This window comes from Allobosea sp. RIT-PG3_2 (assembly GCF_057321085.1).
This window is the reverse complement of sequence record NZ_JBXWCA010000001.1, coordinates 1192003-1206875: the sequence shown is the minus strand read 5'-3', so window position 1 is coordinate 1206875 and position 14873 is coordinate 1192003. Positions and strand designations below refer to the sequence as shown.

15 protein-coding genes are annotated in these 14873 nt (G+C 66.6%); 7 read left to right on the top strand and 8 right to left on the bottom strand.

Features of this window, described 5'->3' with window-relative positions; genetic code table 11:
* The first annotated feature begins 82 nt into the window (after positions 1 to 82).
* Entirely contained in the window at positions 83 to 1087 is a 1005-nt protein-coding gene (locus AC2FAN_RS05590; protein ID WP_265052468.1) for an alpha/beta hydrolase, read from the top strand.
* Here the strand turns inward: AC2FAN_RS05590 and AC2FAN_RS05585 are convergent, their stop codons facing one another.
* Positions 1088 to 1558 (bottom strand): Lrp/AsnC family transcriptional regulator, encoded by a 471-nt coding sequence (locus AC2FAN_RS05585; RefSeq protein WP_442864920.1) that lies wholly within the window; start codon positions 1556 to 1558, stop codon positions 1088 to 1090.
* A 130-nt stretch (positions 1559 to 1688) separates the two neighbouring features.
* Here AC2FAN_RS05585 and AC2FAN_RS05580 point away from each other — a divergent pair, with 130 nt between their 5' ends.
* Entirely contained in the window at positions 1689 to 2972 is a 1284-nt protein-coding gene (locus AC2FAN_RS05580) for a cystathionine gamma-synthase family protein (RefSeq protein WP_265052470.1), read from the top strand.
* A gap of 24 nt (positions 2973 to 2996) precedes the next feature.
* Here the strand turns inward: AC2FAN_RS05580 and AC2FAN_RS05575 are convergent, their stop codons facing one another.
* The 3 genes from AC2FAN_RS05575 to AC2FAN_RS05565 all read right to left on the bottom strand — a co-directional run bounded on the left by AC2FAN_RS05575 (position 2997) and on the right by AC2FAN_RS05565 (position 4348).
* Positions 2997 to 3320 (bottom strand): type II toxin-antitoxin system PemK/MazF family toxin, encoded by a 324-nt coding sequence (locus AC2FAN_RS05575; RefSeq protein WP_265052471.1) that lies wholly within the window; start codon positions 3318 to 3320, stop codon positions 2997 to 2999.
* On the bottom strand, positions 3317 to 3538 hold the full coding sequence (locus AC2FAN_RS05570; RefSeq protein WP_476806396.1) for an antitoxin MazE-like protein: 222 nt from the start codon (positions 3536 to 3538) through the stop codon (positions 3317 to 3319). Before AC2FAN_RS05570 ends, AC2FAN_RS05575 begins: the two co-directional genes overlap by 4 nt.
* Before the next feature lie 72 nt (positions 3539 to 3610).
* Complete coding sequence (locus AC2FAN_RS05565; RefSeq protein ID WP_485173060.1) at positions 3611 to 4348, bottom strand: DUF3750 domain-containing protein; 738 nt, start codon at positions 4346 to 4348, stop codon at positions 3611 to 3613.
* Positions 4349 to 4635: 287 nt separating this feature from the next.
* On the opposite strand from AC2FAN_RS05565, the gene AC2FAN_RS05560 reads away from it, so the two are divergent.
* The 5 genes from AC2FAN_RS05560 to AC2FAN_RS05540 all read left to right on the top strand — a co-directional run bounded on the left by AC2FAN_RS05560 (position 4636) and on the right by AC2FAN_RS05540 (position 9204).
* A complete protein-coding gene (locus AC2FAN_RS05560; protein ID WP_485173059.1) occupies positions 4636 to 5700 on the top strand; it encodes a polyamine ABC transporter substrate-binding protein in 1065 nt (354 codons plus the stop codon).
* Between the two features lie 25 nt (positions 5701 to 5725).
* Positions 5726 to 6880 carry an ABC transporter ATP-binding protein gene (locus tag AC2FAN_RS05555; protein ID WP_485172999.1) on the top strand — a complete coding sequence of 385 codons (1155 nt, stop codon included), beginning with the start codon at positions 5726 to 5728 and terminating at the stop codon, positions 6878 to 6880.
* A 181-nt stretch (positions 6881 to 7061) separates the two neighbouring features.
* Complete coding sequence (locus AC2FAN_RS05550) at positions 7062 to 7955, top strand: ABC transporter permease subunit (protein WP_485172998.1); 894 nt, start codon at positions 7062 to 7064, stop codon at positions 7953 to 7955.
* Positions 7952 to 8740, top strand: a complete 789-nt coding sequence (locus tag AC2FAN_RS05545) for an ABC transporter permease (protein ID WP_485172997.1) — start codon at positions 7952 to 7954, stop codon at positions 8738 to 8740. The genes AC2FAN_RS05550 and AC2FAN_RS05545 overlap by 4 nt, the downstream gene beginning before the upstream one ends.
* Positions 8741 to 8934: 194 nt before the next feature.
* Positions 8935 to 9204 carry a hypothetical protein gene (locus AC2FAN_RS05540; RefSeq protein ID WP_485172996.1) on the top strand — a complete coding sequence of 90 codons (270 nt, stop codon included), beginning with the start codon at positions 8935 to 8937 and terminating at the stop codon, positions 9202 to 9204.
* Positions 9205 to 9269: 65 nt separating this feature from the next.
* Here the strand turns inward: AC2FAN_RS05540 and scpA are convergent, their stop codons facing one another.
* The 4 genes from scpA to AC2FAN_RS05520 form a co-directional block, all read right to left on the bottom strand.
* The gene (gene scpA / locus AC2FAN_RS05535) at positions 9270 to 11432 is read right to left on the bottom strand and encodes a methylmalonyl-CoA mutase (RefSeq protein WP_485172995.1); all 2163 of its coding nucleotides are present in this window, start codon (positions 11430 to 11432) and stop codon (positions 9270 to 9272) included.
* Positions 11429 to 12253: a bifunctional hydroxymethylpyrimidine kinase/phosphomethylpyrimidine kinase gene (gene thiD, locus AC2FAN_RS05530; RefSeq protein WP_485172994.1), complete on the bottom strand. Its 825-nt coding sequence runs from the start codon at positions 12251 to 12253 to the stop codon at positions 11429 to 11431. Before thiD ends, scpA begins: the two co-directional genes overlap by 4 nt.
* Before the next feature lie 13 nt (positions 12254 to 12266).
* Positions 12267 to 14243, bottom strand: coding sequence for a methylmalonyl-CoA mutase subunit beta (locus AC2FAN_RS05525; protein ID WP_485172993.1), 1977 nt, complete (start codon positions 14241 to 14243; stop codon positions 12267 to 12269).
* A gap of 159 nt (positions 14244 to 14402) precedes the next feature.
* A complete protein-coding gene (locus AC2FAN_RS05520; protein ID WP_265052480.1) occupies positions 14403 to 14789 on the bottom strand; it encodes a DUF2267 domain-containing protein in 387 nt (128 codons plus the stop codon).
* Positions 14790 to 14873: the final 84 nt, after the last annotated feature.

The following is a 14873-nucleotide window of genomic DNA, read 5'->3' as shown; positions in this document are numbered from 1 at the left end:
GCCGCATTCTGGCCGCGTTAGCCTGCCCTTAAGGGCGCGGCCGGCCAGTTCGGCCCTCACGATTGATCGGATGCCTGTCACCATGCCTGTCACGAGGCGCGCCTTTTCATGCCGTTCGCTGGCGCTCGCCACATTGCTGCCGCTCGGGCTCGCCGCCTGCGCGCAGAGCGAGGCGAGCGTTTCGCCCTTCAGCGAGCCCGAGAGGGCCGACACCTCGTCGCTCGGCAAGGATCCGCGGCTACTGGTGATGACGACGCGCAGATCGACCGGCAATGCCCCACCGTATTTCGGCACCGATCGCGGAGCACTGACCTTTGCCGAGGTGCGCCTGTCCCCGCCCGGGCGCGGCATCACGGGGCGGGTCTCGTCCGCCGTGAGCGGCGATTGGGCTGTGCTCGGTGTCGGCCGCGAGGTGACCAACGAGGCGGCCCGTGCGCTCTCCGAAGCCGTCAACGGCCGCGACGTGCTGCTCTTTGTCCACGGCTTCAACGAGACGTTCGAATCGGCGGCGCGCAGCGCCGGCCAGCTTTCGCATTCGCTCGAATTTCAGGGCCGTACGGTGCTCTTCACCTGGCCGTCGGGCGGCAAGCTCTTCGACTATGCCTATGATCGGGAGAGCGCGCTCTGGTCGCGCGATGGCTTCGCCCAGACCCTGCAGGCGCTCGTCGCCAACCCCACGGTCGGGCGCATCCACATCGTCGCCCACTCGATGGGAACCTTCCTGACGCTGGAAGGGCTGCGCGAGTTGCGCGATTCCCAGGATGTCTATGCGCGGATCGGCTCCGTGGTGCTGGCCTCGCCCGATGTCGACATCGACGCCTTCGAGCAGACGGTGAAGCGGCTCGGCCCGCTGGCGCAGCGCATGACCGTGATCATCGATCCGGGTGACCGTGCGCTGGCGGTCTCCGCGCGCATCGCCGGCGGCGTCGCTCGCGCCGGTGCTGCCGATCGCTCGCGGCTCGATGCATTGGGCGTGCGCGTCGCCGACACCTCCGGCCGGGGCTGGAGCATGCTGCGCCATGACCTGTTCCTGTCGAACAGCGAGGTCACGCAGGTCGTGCGCCGGGCGATGGAACGCGGCGTCTGATCAGATCGGCGGCAGGCCGGAGCGCTTCTTGATCGTCGCCAGAGCGAAGTTGGATTCGACCGACTGGATGCATTTCAGCCGCGTCGCCTTCTGCTTCAGGAAGCGCTCATAGCCTTCGATGCCGTCGGTGACGACGCGCAGCAGGTAGTCCTGCGAGCCGGTCATGAGGTAGCATTCGGCAACTTCGCTCCAGCCTTCGACCGCCTTCTCGAATTCGGCGATCTGCTCCTGGTTCTGCTGCGTCAGCCGCACCGAGACGAAGACGCTGAACGGCAGCCCGTAGGCCTTGGGGTCGACGATCGCGGCATAGCCCTGGATGACGCCGGTCTCTTCGAGTCGTTTGAGGCGGCGCAGGCAGGGTGTCGGCGAGAGCCCGACCCGCTGCGAGAGGTCCTGGTTGGTGATCCGGCCATCCTCGCGCAGCACGGCGAGGATTCGGCGATCGATCGTGTCGAGCATGATATGCTCCATATGAAGACAAGATGAGCAGGAAGATGCGCATCAGGGTGTAGGACGAGCTTCATCGACCAAGCAATGGCGCTGCGAGAAGAATATTCTGGGTTCTGGAAAACGACCGCCGCAGGCACATAGGGAGAAGGCCATGAGCGACGACAGCTATCACAAGGACCGGATCGCCAACCGCAAGCTTCATCCGGAGACGCTGATGATGGGGTTCGGCTATTCGCCGGCCATGTCGGAAGGCTCGCTCAAGCCGCCGGTCTTCCTGACCTCGACCTTCGTCTTCGAGAATGCACAGCAGGGCAAGGATTTCTTCGACTTCACCTCGGGCCGGCGCCGGCCGAAGCCCGGCGAGAAGCCAGGGCTGGTCTATTCGCGCTTCAACCATCCCAACATGGAGATCCTCGAGGATCGCCTGGCGATCTGGGACGAGGCCGAGAAATGCGCCGTCTTCGCCTCGGGCATGGCGGCGATCGCTACGACCTGCTTCGCCTTCCTGAGGCCGGGCGACACGATCCTGCATTCCCGCCCGCTCTATGGCGGCACCGAGACACTCCTCAAGAACCAGATGGGTGCCTTCGGCGTCACGCCCTTCGGCTTCACGGACGGGCTCGACATCGAGCAGATGCGGGACGTCGCCCGGGCTGCCGCCGCCAAGGGACGTGTCGCGATGATCCTGGTCGAGACGCCGGCCAACCCGACCAACGGCCTCGTCGATCTCGCCGCCTGCAAGATGATCGCGGACGAGCTCGAGAAGTCGCAGGGCCACCGCCCGCCCGTCGTCGTCGACAACACCATGCTCGGCCCGAAATACCAGAAGCCGCTGAAGGAGGGCGCCGATCTCTCGCTGCTCTCGCTGACCAAATATGTCGGCGGCCACAGCGATCTCGTGGGCGGCTCGATCAGTGGCTCGGATGCGCTGGTGCGGCAGGTCAAGAGCTGGCGCGGGTCGCTCGGCACGCAGGCCGATCCGAACTCCTGCTGGATGCTGATGCGTTCGCTGGAGACGCTCGACATCCGCATGAGCCGCGCCAATGAGAACGCCAAGCTGGTGGCCGACTATCTGGAGAGCCATCCCAAGGTGGCCAAGGTCCACTATCTCGGCAATCTCAAAGATGGCGACCCGCGCAAGGCTGTCTTCGACCGGCAATGCACGGCAGCGGGCTCGACCTTCGCCTTCGACGTCAAGGGCGGCGAGAAGGAAGCCTTCGCCCTGCTCGACAACCTGCAGATCATGAAACTCGCGGTCAGCCTCGGTGGCACCGAGACGTTGGTCTCGCACCCGGCCGCGATGACCCATTCCGGCGTCGCCAAGGAATTGCGCGAGGAGATCGGCCTGACCGACGCCCTGATCCGCATCTCGGTCGGCATCGAGAACATCGAGGACCTGATCTCGGATCTGGCGCAGGCCTTCGAAGCCGTGTGATCTCGCCGATCGCCCGAGCTCGCTTCAGCCGAGGCCGAGGAACAGCGCGAGCGAACGGTTGACCGCGATCATCATGTCCGGATCGACGCGGCCGAAAATCTGGCCGATCCGGTCCCGGCGAACGGTCATCGCCTTGTCGACCATGATCTGGGAGGCGAGGCGCAGCCCGTTCGCGGCGTTGGGTTGAATGGTCAGCCTGATCAGCGGCGCATCGACGAGGTCGCTGGAGAGCAGCAGAACCGTGACCGTCGCCGTCAGATCGAACGGGTCTGCCTGGACGATCAGGGCAGGGCGGGGTTTGCCGAAATCGCCGGCGAGCGCGACGGTGACGAGATCGCCGCGCTTCATTCAGGAGCGCGGTCCAGGTCTTCCAGAGCCGCGTCGAGAAAACCGTCTAGATCATGGTCGGCGCTGTCGGCTGCTGCTGCCATTCGCGCTTGCCGTCGGCATTCCTCGTTGAAGCCGGGCTGTCTCGTATCGGGGATCCAGATCTGGATAGGCCGCAAGCCGGCTGCCCGCAGTGCTTCACGGCGCTTCTGGACGCGTCTGGCTGTCGAAGCCGCCATGTCGATCCCTCGCTTCACGCGTTACATGTAACGCTTTCCGCCTTGCTGTTCAAGGCGTCGGGGGGAAGCCGTTCACACCCCGATCCGCCCCCAGCCCGGCAGCTTCAGCGCTGGACTGCGCAGATCGACGCCGGCGACGAGGCCGAGGAGATTGATCTCGACGCCCTCGACCCAGCCGACGGTCACGCCGGCCAGCCCGTAGAGCGATGCCTGGACGCCGGTCCGGCTCGGGGTGAGACCGGCGAACAAGCCATCGGCACGCCAGTCCTTGCCGATAGCCGTCGGCGGCAGGGCCTCTCTCAGCTCAGGAACCTCCGACAGGACGTGCTGGACGAAGCTGTTCGAGTTCGGCCCGGGCCAGGCGAGATAGCTGCCGGGGCTGGAATAGCTGTAGCTCGCCACAGCCGCACGAATGCGAGGGATCAGGCGCTCGGCCGCCTCGCCGCGGATCTCGGCCACCGGTTCCGGCACATTGCCGAACCAGCGCCCGTCCGCGTCGCGATGATTGACCCGCACAGGGGCGCCCCAGCCGACCACGTCGAAGCGCGTATAGGTGCTGGCGCCGCGTTCCTTCACCACGACCCAGGAATGATGCGCGAAGATGCCGCGCCAGCGGCCGACCCGGGCTGCGAAGACGTGGATCGTCGCCTCGGGCTCCGTCGCGGCGGCAGGCAGAAGCTTCGCACTCGTCCAGTCGGCGCGGCGCCAGTCGGGGGCGTGCGTCTGCCAGACCCACCAGCCGGCATGGGATGCCAGCGGCAACAGGAAGGCGAGAGTGAAGAACAGCAGGAAACGGCGGAAAAGATGCATATGGCACGATATGTGGCGCTCGCACGCGCCGGCAAGGAGCGAGCCGATCACGCTCCTGTCAGCCCGGCCGATCGACAAGCTTCCGGGCAGGGCGCCTGGCCCCGCGTCCGCGCCATGCAGCACGGGCTGATTATTTCGACAGGTCTTGCCTGTGTGCGGGCGTTCCGTCGCGCCCGATGTCGGTTGATGCCGGGGGGAAAGCTGGTAGCGTGCGCGGCGCCAAACGATGGAGGGGCGGATTGGGTAGGACGACGAAGCGACTGACCGCGGCGATCGCGGCCTGTGCGATGGGACTGGGATTTCTCGCCGCGCCGGCGGCCGCGCAGGACAAGCAGCTGCGCATCTTCAACTGGTCGGACTATGTCGATCCGGAGGTGCTCGACGCCTTCAAGAAGGAAACCGGCATCACGGTCGTCTACGACACCTTCGACCAGATGGAGACGGTCGAGACCAAGCTTCTTGCCGGCAAGACCGGCTATGACCTGATCGTCGTCACGGCCTCCTTCCTGCCGCGCCACATCCCGCTCGGCCTCTACCAGCCGGTCGACAAGGACAAGGCGCCGAACCTGAGGAATCTCTGGCCGGAAATCCAGACGCGTCTCTCCAAATACGATCCCGGCAACAAATACGCCGTGAACTACATGTGGGGCACGACCGGGGTCGGCTACAACACCGCCAAGATCAAGGAACGCCTCGGTCCGGACGCCGTGATCGACAGCTGGAAGATCGTCTTCGAGCCGGAGCAGCTCAAGAAGCTCTCCAACTGCGGCGTTCATGTGCTCGATGCGGTCGAGGAGATGTTCCCGGCGGCGCTGCGCTATCTCGGGCTCGATCCCGACTCCAAGAACGAGGCCGATCTCAACAAGGCCGGGGAACTCCTGCGCAAGATTCGCCCTCACATCCAGAAATTCCACTCCTCGGAATACATCAACGCCCTGGCGAACGGCGATATCTGCCTGGCCGTCGGCTATTCCGGCGACATCCTCCAGGCGAAGAAGCGCGCCGAGGAGGCCAAGAACAATGTCCAGATCGCCTATTCCATCCCGAAGGAAGGCGCGCTGATGTGGTTCGACTCCTTCGTGATCCCGAAGGACGCCGGCAATGTCGACGCGGCGCTGAAGTTCATCGACTTCGTCAACCGGCCCGCGATGGCGGCGAAGAACTCGGACTTCATCCAATATGCCAACGGCAACATCGCCTCGAAGCCGCTGCTCTCGGCGGCGGTGCGCGACAACCCCGGTATCTACCCGTCCGACGCGGTGATGGCGCGGCTCTATACGATCACGCCCTATGACCAGAAGGCCCAGCGGCTGGTGAACCGGCTCTGGACACGCGTCAAGACCGGCAAGTGACCGGCTCTCGGCAGGGGCGGCGGGCATGAAGAAGACCTCGCCCGGCAGCGTGCGCCGGGCTTTCCAACCCTGGAACGACCCCGCGGCGAAGCCGCTGGTCACGTTCCGGGGCGTGACCAAGCGTTTCGGCGACGTGACTGCCGTGGGCGATCTTTCGCTCGCGCTCTATCCCCGCGAGTTCTTCGCGCTGCTCGGGCCTTCCGGCTGCGGCAAGACCACGCTGATGCGCATGCTCGCCGGCTTCGAGAGGCCGGACGAAGGCACGATCCTGCTGGACGGGCAGGACATCACCGGCATTCCGCCGCATCTGCGGCCGATCAACATGATGTTCCAGTCCTACGCGCTGTTCCCGCATCTGACGGTGGCCGGCAACATCGCCTATGGGCTGAAGCGCGAAGGGCTGGCGCGTGCCGAGATCGACCGGCGCGTCGACGAGATGCTGGCGCTGGTCAAGCTCTCCGGGCTCGGCGGGCGCAAGCCGCATCAGCTCTCCGGCGGCCAGCGCCAGCGCGTCGCGCTCGCCCGCTCGCTGGCCAAGCGGCCGAAGCTGCTGCTGCTCGACGAGCCGATGGCGGCGCTCGACAAGAAGCTGCGCGAGCAGACCCAGTTCGAATTGATGGACCTGCAGAGCGAGCTCGGCCTCACCTTCATGGTCGTCACCCACGATCAGGACGAGGCGATGACCATGGCCGACCGCATGGCGGTGATGGATCACGGCAAGCTCGTCCAGATCGGCCCGCCGGACGTGATCTACGAGGCGCCCGCCAACCGGCATGTCGCGGAGTTCGTCGGCGACATCAACATCTTCGAGGGTCAGGTCGAGGCGGTTCAAGGCGAGCTCGTCCGGGCGCAGGTGCCACTCGTCGGCGCCGTCGAGCTCGACGAGGAGGCCCCGGTGCTGAAGCCGGGCGAGGCCTTGCTGGTCGGCATCAGGCCCGAAAAGATCGAGATCGGCCATGACGAGCCGGGCCAAGTGGTCAACAAGGTCGCCGGCGAGATCTGGGATATCGGCTATCTCGGCGATTTCACCATGATCCAGGTGATGATCGGCGGTGAAAGCGGCCAGCTCGTCAAGGTGGCGCTCGCCAATCGCACGCGCCGGATGGCGCGGCCTTTCGCCTGGGACGACAAGGTCTGGCTCTCCTGGGATGTCGAGGCCGGCGTAGTGCTGCCGCCATGAGGCGTGTTGGGAACCTGACCGTCATTCCGGGGCTTCGCGAAGCGAAGAGCCCGGAACCCAGAACCGATGCCGTTCTGACAGTGTGCTCGGCGGCGCGGGCGCCTTCTCATCGAAAGGGCATCGGTTCTGGGTTCCGGGCTCAGGTCTGCGACCTGCCCCGGAATGACGGCGGAGCGTGGACATGAGTGCTGGGGCCAGTCTTCGCCGCCTCGTCGTGGCCGTGCCCTATCTCTGGCTGGCGCTGTTCTTCCTCGCGCCCTTCGCCATCGTCCTGCGCATGGCGTTCTCGCAGGCGGCGACCGCCCTGCCGCCCTACGCACCGCATTGGGAGGGCTTGGCCCAGCTCGGCGACTTTCTCTCCCAGCTCGACCTGGCGAACTTCAGCCTGCTTGGCGACGATGCGCTCTACTGGCAGAGCTATCTCTATTCGCTACGCATCGCGGGCTTGACGACGCTGTTCGCGCTCGCAATCGGCTATCCGCTCGCCTATGCCATGGCCTCGGCACCGCCGCGCTGGCGGGGCATGCTGCTCGTCTTCGTCATCCTGCCGTTCTGGACCTCCTTCCTGATCCGCGTCTACGCCTGGATCGGCATCCTCAGGCCCGACGGGCTGCTCGATGCGTCTTTGGCCTTCCTTGGCTTCGAGGCCGAGCCGCTGCGCCTGCTCAACACCGAGACGGCGGTGCTGCTCGGCATGGTCTATTCCTACTTGCCATTCATGGTGCTGCCGCTCTTCGCGACGCTGGAGAAGCTCGACCGCGGCCTGCTCGAAGCGGCCGCCGATCTCGGCGCGAGGCCGTTGACGGCATTCCTCACCGTAACCCTGCCGCTCTCCTTACCCGGCATTCTCGCCGGCTCGGCGCTGGTCTTCATCCCGGCGGTCGGCGAATTCGTCATTCCCGACCTGCTGGGCGGACCGGATACCGTGATGATCGGCAAGGTGCTCTGGAACGAGTTCTTCTCGAACCGCGACTGGCCTCTGGCCTCGGCGGTGGCGGTGGTGCTGCTCGTCGTGCTGGTGTTGCCGCTCGTCCTGCTCCAGCGGGCGCGTCTGCGCCGGGAGATGGCGGCATGAGGAGGCTTGGCCCCGGACTCATTCTCGCGCTGATCGTCGGCTTCGCCTTCCTCTATCTGCCGATCCTGACGCTCATCGCGTACTCGTTCAACGCCTCGCGGCTGGTGACGGTCTGGGGCGGCTTCTCGACGCATTGGTACGGCGCGCTTCTGGCGAACGAGCCGCTGCTCGACGCGGCCTGGCTTTCGATCCGCCTCGGCTTCGTCTCGGCGACGCTTGCGACGATCCTTGGTACGCTTGCAGCCCTCGCTCTGGCACGCCATGGGCGTTTCATGGGGCGCACGCTCTTCTCCGGCATGGTGCTGGCGCCGCTCGTCATGCCCGAGGTGGTAACGGGGTTGTCGCTGCTGCTGCTCTTCGTGGCTGTCGATGTCGAGCGCGGCTTCTGGACCGTGACCGTCGCCCACGCGACCTTCAGCCTCGGCTTTGCCTGCATCGTCGTCCAGTCGCGGCTCGCCGGCTTCGACCGTTCGCTGGAGGAGGCGGCGCAGGACCTTGGCGCCACGCCCTTCGTCACCTTCTGGACCGTGACTTTGCCCCTGATCTGGCCGGCGGTGGCGGCGGCCTGGATGCTCGCCTTCACGCTTTCGCTCGACGATCTCGTCATCTCCAGCTTCACCACCGGCCCGGGCGCGACCACGCTGCCGATGCGGCTCTATTCCGCCGTCAAGCTCGGTGTTTCGCCCGAGATCAACGCTGCCTGCACGATCATGATCGGCGCGGTCGCCGTCGTCGTGATCGCGGCTTCGCTGTTGCTGAAGCGCGAGCAGTTGTCCGGCAGTTAAAGCAAGCTTGGTGTGCGAGGCACCACGACGTCCGGGCTCAGGCCTGCGGCCTGCCCCGTAATGACGGTGGTTCCGTCGAAAGTCAGCACTCCCTAAACGGCGGCTGAACGGCGCCCTCAAATCCCGTTCAGCCGCAATCTGCGAATGTCCGTTTCAAGGCAGGGATCTTCCGGCCTTCAGACAGGACAAGGACAATGTTCCGCAATCGCGCCCGCATCGGTTTTGCCGCCTTCGCCCTCGGCGGCGTCGCGTTGGCGGCCTCGACATTCGCCGGGGCAGGCAACGCCCAGGCTTTCGGCGACCGCTACGAGCGTGGCTATGAGCGCCCGGCATATGGCGGCTGGCGCCCGGCACCGCCGGCCATGCACGGCTTCTGGGGCCAGCGCCGCTGGCACCGCTACTCCGACGGATATGGCATGCGGCCGCCTCCGCCGCGCTACGGCTATGGTTACGGCTGGCGGTAAGTGTCGCCACGTCGGCCGTAATCATGGGGCGGGCGCGGCCTAGGGGCAGCGCCCGCCTTCTTGTCTTACTCCGCCGCTGTCCGCTGCACGTAGCCGAGGCGCTTGTTCAATTCTTCGAGCAGCTTCTCTGCGGCATCGGCGATGACCGTGCCGGGCGGGAAGATCGCCGAGGCGCCGGCCTCGATCAGCGCCTCGAAATCCTGCGGCGGGATGACGCCGCCGACGACGATCATGATGTCGGGGCGACCGGCCTGGGCGAGCGCGGCCTTCAGTTCCGGCACGAGCGTCAGGTGGCCGGCCGCGAGCGACGAGACGCCGACGATATGGACGTCGTTCTCGACCGCCTGCCGCGCCGCCTCGTCCGGCGTCGCGAAGAGCGGGCCGATATCGACGTCGAAGCCGAGGTCGGCGAAGGCCGAGGCGATCACCTTCTGGCCGCGATCATGCCCGTCCTGCCCCATCTTGGCGACGAGGATGCGCGGGCGGCGCCCATCGGCCTCCTCGAACGCCTGGCACATCATCTGGACGCGCGTGACGGCTGGGTTCATCTCGCCGACCTCCCGCTTGTAGACACCCGAGATCGCCTTGATCTCGGCCCGATGGCGCCCGAAGACCTTTTCCATCGCCATCGAGATTTCGCCGACAGTCGCCTTGGCGCGAGCCGCCTTGACGGCGAGGTCGAGCAGGTTGGCATCACCCGCCGCGCCGTTTGTCAGCGCGGTCAGCGCCGCCTCGACGTCGCCCTCGTTTCGCTCGGCCTTGAGGCGCCTGAGCTTGTCGAGCTGCTGGGCGCGGACCGAGGCGTTGTCGACCTTCAGCACCTCGATCGCGGCCTCGTTGTCCGGCTTGAAGCAGTTGACGCCGATGATCGCCTGCTGGCGGCCATCGATGCGCGCCTGCGTCTTGGCCGCGGCCTCCTCGATCCGAAGCTTCGGGATGCCGGCCTCGATCGCCTTGGCCATGCCGCCGAGCGCCTCGACTTCCCTGATATGCTCCCAGGCCTTCTTCGCCAATTCGGCGGTCAGCCGCTCGACATAATAGGAGCCGCCCCAGGGGTCGATGATGCGAGTGGTGCCGCTTTCCTGCTGCAGCACGATCTGCGTATTGCGGGCGATGCGGGCGGAGAAATCGGTCGGCAGCGCCAGCGCCTCGTCGAGCGCATTGGTGTGCAGCGACTGGGTGTGGCCCTGCGTCGCCGCCATCGCCTCGATCATCGTGCGCGGCACGTTGTTGAACACGTCCTGCGCCGTCAGCGACCAGCCGCTCGTCTGGCAATGCGTGCGCAGCGGCAGGGATTTCTCGTTCTGCGCGCCGAAATCCTTGACGAGCTTGGCCCAGATCAGCCGGGCGGCACGCATCTTGGCGACTTCCATGAAGAAGTTCATGCCGATTGCCCAGAAGAACGACAGGCGCGGCGCGAAGATATCGACGCCCAGGCCCGCCCGCTGGCCGGCGCGGATATATTCGACGCCATCGGCCAGCGTGTAGCCGAGCTCGAGGTCCTGCGTCGCTCCGGCCTCCTGCATGTGATAGCCGGAGATCGAGATCGAGTTGAATTTCGGCATGTTGGCCGAGGTGAAGGCGAAGATGTCGCCGATCGCCCGCATCGAGGGGCCGGGCGGATAGATATAGGTGTTGCGGACCATGAACTCCTTGAGGATATCGTTCTGGATGGTCCCGGAGAGCTTGGCCTGCGATACGCCCTGTTCTTCCGCCGCGACGATGTAGAGCGCCAGCACCGGCAGGACCGCGCCGTTCATCGTCATCGACACGCTCATCTGGTCGAGCGGGATGCCGGAGAACAGCGTGCGCATGTCGTAGATCGAATCGATCGCGACGCCGGCCATGCCGACATCGCCGCCGACGCGCGGATGGTCGCTGTCGTAACCGCGGTGGGTTGCGAGGTCGAAGGCGACGGAGAGGCCCTTCTGCCCGGCGGCGAGGTTGCGCCGGTAGAAGGCGTTCGAATCCTCAGCCGTCGAGAAGCCGGCATATTGCCGGATCGTCCAGGGCTGGTTGACGTACATGGTCGGGTAGGGGCCGCGCAGATAGGGCGCGATGCCCGGCAGCGTATCGACGAAAGGCAGCCCGTCGCGGTCATCGGCCGTAAAGACAGGCTTCACCGGGATGCCTTCCGGCGTCAGCCAGGCTTCGCCTGTCGGTAGCACCGGGGATGCCGGCGCCACATCGGCGAAGGCGAGCTTCGTGAAGTCCGGGATCGCGGTCATGGCTGACTCCCGTCGGTCTTGTCCCACCAATGGTGGAAATGATGCACCGGCCCGTGGCCATGGCCAACCGGAACCTGATCGGCGGCGGCGATCGCGGCGGAGATATAGGTCTTGGCGTGGCCGACGGCCTCCGGCAGGGGCAGTCCCTTGGCGAGGTTGGAAGCGATCGCCGAGGAGAGGGTGCAGCCCGTGCCATGGGTGTTGCGGGTTTCGAGGCGCGGGGCGTTGAAGCGCTGGCGCGCACCGCCAGCGAGCCGCAGCAGGTCGCTGCTGATCTCGCCGCCCCCATGGCCGCCCTTGATCAGCACGTTCGCGGCGCCGAGCGCGGCGAGCTTCTCGGCCTGCTCGTCGACGGCCTGGTCGGTCTCGGCGAGGCTGGAGCCGAGCAAAGCCGCCGCCTCGGGCAAGTTCGGGGTGATCAGCGTCGCCAGCGGAAAGAGATGCTTGCGGATGGCCGCCACGGCCTCTTCCTCCAGCAGTCGCGCGCCGGAGGCGGCGATCATCACCGGATCGAGCACGATGTTCTTCGCGCCGTGCCGCTTCAGCCCGGCCGCGACCGTCTCGATCAGCTCGGCCGTCGCGAGCATGCCGATCTTGACCGCGCCGACATCGAGATCCTCGAAGACGGCATCCATCTGCTTCGTGACGAAATCGCGCGGCACGGCATGAATCGCGCTGACGCCCCTGGTGTTCTGCGCCGTCAGCGCGACGATGACGCTGGCGCCATAGACCTGATGCGCCGCGAAGGTCTTGAGATCGGCCTGGATGCCGGCGCCGCCGCTCGAATCCGAGCCGGCGATGGTGAGGGCGATGGCGGTCAAGGCATGTCTCCGGTCAGGCGGTCGCGATGGCTTGCGCGCGTTCGAGCGTCTCGACCACATCGCAACCCATGAAGACGAATGAGGACACGCCGGCCTTGTTCAACGCGGCTTCGCTCTCGATAGGGCGTCCGGCGAGCCAGACCGTCGCGCCGGCCTTGGCGAGCGCCTCGGCGGCTGCGGCGCCTTCATTGGCATAGGCGGCATCGCTGCCGCACAGGCAGGCGAGCTTCGCGCTCGAGGCCTTGAAGCCGCCGACCAGCGCGTCGAGATCGGTGGCGCCGTCGCTGGCAAAACCGTCCCCGCTCGGTGCGGCAAGCCCACCGGCTTCGAACAGGTTGCGGGCGAAGCCGGCGCGAGCAGTGAAATCGGCGATCGGGCCGAGCGTGGCGAGGAAGACGACGGGGCGCTGCGGCAAGGCATCGGCCTTGTCGCGCAGCACCTCGAACGGCTCCGACAGTCTCAGCGAGGGCAGGGGCTCTGCGCGCAGGCTTTCGCCGGCGGCGATCAGGGCATCGGCCCTGCCGGCGCCATCGACGAAGGAGCGGATGAGCTCACCCTGGTTCTGCTCGGCGGCATGGGCTTTGGGCGCAAGCTTGGACGATTCCACCGGCGCGACCGCGAGCACTGCGACGGCGTTTTCGCGGATATTGGGGAACTCGCTGGTGCCTGTGATCGGCTCCCGGCGCGTGGCGATGGCCTTTGCCCGGCTTGCCCGCTGATCCGCGAGGGTCTTCTGCATCTGGCCGCTGGCGAGCCCGGCGACGATGCCGCGCAAGCCCTCGCTACTCTGTTGCTCGATCTCCTGGAATGCCTGCCACGCCTTGTCGCAGATCGCCTGCGTCAGTGCCTCGAAGCCGCCGGCCCCTGCCGCCGGATCGGCGACGCGCCAGAGACTGGCCTCTTCGAGCAGGATGAGCTGCGTATTGCGGGCGACGCGGCGAGCAAAGACATCGGGCAGGCCGAGCGCGGCGGTGAAGGGCTGGACGGACAGGGAGTCGGCGCCTCCGACTCCGGCGGAGAAGGCGGCGATGGTCCCACGCAGCAGGTTGACCCAGGGATCGCGCTTGGTCAGCGAGCGCCAGGCGGTCTCCGCATGGATCGTGACGGGCTTCGGCGTCAGCCCACAGGCCTGCTGGACGCGGTTCCAGAGCAGCCGGGCAGCGCGAAACTTCGCGACCGTCAGGAGCTCGTCCGTGTCCGCGACGAGGGTGAAGGCAATCGCGTCGCGGGTCTCGGAGAGCGTCAGCCCGTGCGTTTCGAGCGCGCGCAGATAGGCGACGGCGGTGGCCAGCATCGCGCCGAGTTCGTGCGCCTCGCTGGCACCGGCCTCATGATAGGGGCGGCTGTCGACGGCGATGAACGGCCCCGTGAAACCGCGTTCCTGCAGGGCGCGGATCGTACCGGCGAGCCGGCGGCCGATCTCGGGCCAGGGTGCGCCGAGGGAGCCATGGCTGGCGAGAACGCCGATCGGATCGAGGCCGAATTCGATGGAAAGATCGGCTGGCGCATGCCCGCGCTTCTCGATCAGAGCGGCGAGCAGAAGGGCGTTGATGCGCCCCTGCGGCGCGGGATCGAGCCGCAGGCGGATGAGATCGAGCATCACATCGTCGAGCGCGGTATCGAGCGCGGCGACATCGTCGGCGACGAGACCGTAGCCGCGCGCCGCCCGCGCGCCTGCAAAACTGATGGTCAGCGTATCGGCGCCGCCTTCGAGGTCTGCCAGTGCGATCGCCTTGGCCTGGCCCGGCTCCGGATGGTCGATCCGCGCCGCGACCCGCCAGCGCCCGGCCTCGCCGCGCAAGGCGCGGCCGACGGGAGCGGCAGCAGGGTAGAGCGGCTCGATCCGGATGCCGTCGGCAGTGCGGCCAACCAGCTTTTTCTCGAAATCGGCGCCCTTCAGAACCTTGTCGACCGCCGCGCGCCAGGCGTCACCGGACGGCGCCGGAAAGGCGTCGAGATAAGGTAGGTCGGATGGGGCAACCGAATTCATGCGCGCCGATGCTCCTCTGCGCACAATGTGCAGCCGTGGAGCGCTGATTGCCATGGGCGCGCACGCACCGCCATCCCTACTTCGTCGCAAGGCAGGTGCAGGAATACAAAAATGCCGTCGCAGCGCCATCCAAAGACGGTACTGCGACGGCCGAATCCGTCAGACGAACTGGCCGAGGCCGGGAATCGCGCCGACGATGGCGCCCATCGCGTCTTCGCCAGCTTTTTCGCGGCCGACGGCGAACATCTCCTTCGAGACGCTCTGGATCTGGCCCATCGACAGGCCGGCGCCCATCAGCTGGCCGCCGAGCGCCATGACGCCGCCGCCGCCGCCCATCAGGCCGCCGACCGCACCTAGCAGGCCGCCCTTGGCGCCGCCTTCGGCGTTGGCGAGGTCCTGCGCGCCCGGCAGCGCGGCCATCAACTGGCCGATCTCGGCCGGCGGACCCTCCTTCTGCAGGAAGGCGAGGATGATGCCGATCGCCTTGCGGGCGAGGTCCTCGTTCAGCCCGGACGCCGCAGCGACCCGCGTAATCAGTTCTTCCATCTCGCAAAACCCCTCGCCAACGGCTTCGCCGCGAAGCCTTCGAAAAATAGTTTACATATTTACGATCTGATTCCAACGGCCACG

What these genes read in the sequence shown, in the direction of transcription:
- AC2FAN_RS05590 (WP_265052468.1), top strand. Translation starts at nt 83, where the DNA reads ATGCCTGTCACGAGGCGCGCCTTTTCATGCCGTTCGCTGGCGCTCGCC.
- AC2FAN_RS05585 (WP_442864920.1), bottom strand. Translation starts at nt 1,558, where the DNA reads ATGGAGCATATCATGCTCGACACGATCGATCGCCGAATCCTCGCCGTG.
- AC2FAN_RS05580 (WP_265052470.1), top strand. Translation starts at nt 1,689, where the DNA reads ATGAGCGACGACAGCTATCACAAGGACCGGATCGCCAACCGCAAGCTT.
- AC2FAN_RS05575 (WP_265052471.1), bottom strand. Translation starts at nt 3,320, where the DNA reads ATGAAGCGCGGCGATCTCGTCACCGTCGCGCTCGCCGGCGATTTCGGC.
- AC2FAN_RS05570 (WP_476806396.1), bottom strand. Translation starts at nt 3,538, where the DNA reads ATGGCGGCTTCGACAGCCAGACGCGTCCAGAAGCGCCGTGAAGCACTG.
- AC2FAN_RS05565 (WP_485173060.1), bottom strand. Translation starts at nt 4,348, where the DNA reads ATGCATCTTTTCCGCCGTTTCCTGCTGTTCTTCACTCTCGCCTTCCTG.
- AC2FAN_RS05560 (WP_485173059.1), top strand. Translation starts at nt 4,636, where the DNA reads ATGGGACTGGGATTTCTCGCCGCGCCGGCGGCCGCGCAGGACAAGCAG.
- AC2FAN_RS05555 (WP_485172999.1), top strand. Translation starts at nt 5,726, where the DNA reads ATGAAGAAGACCTCGCCCGGCAGCGTGCGCCGGGCTTTCCAACCCTGG.
- AC2FAN_RS05550 (WP_485172998.1), top strand. Translation starts at nt 7,062, where the DNA reads ATGAGTGCTGGGGCCAGTCTTCGCCGCCTCGTCGTGGCCGTGCCCTAT.
- AC2FAN_RS05545 (WP_485172997.1), top strand. Translation starts at nt 7,952, where the DNA reads ATGAGGAGGCTTGGCCCCGGACTCATTCTCGCGCTGATCGTCGGCTTC.
- AC2FAN_RS05540 (WP_485172996.1), top strand. Translation starts at nt 8,935, where the DNA reads ATGTTCCGCAATCGCGCCCGCATCGGTTTTGCCGCCTTCGCCCTCGGC.
- scpA (WP_485172995.1), bottom strand. Translation starts at nt 11,432, where the DNA reads ATGACCGCGATCCCGGACTTCACGAAGCTCGCCTTCGCCGATGTGGCG.
- AC2FAN_RS05525 (WP_485172993.1), bottom strand. Translation starts at nt 14,243, where the DNA reads ATGAATTCGGTTGCCCCATCCGACCTACCTTATCTCGACGCCTTTCCG.
- AC2FAN_RS05520 (WP_265052480.1), bottom strand. Translation starts at nt 14,789, where the DNA reads ATGGAAGAACTGATTACGCGGGTCGCTGCGGCGTCCGGGCTGAACGAG.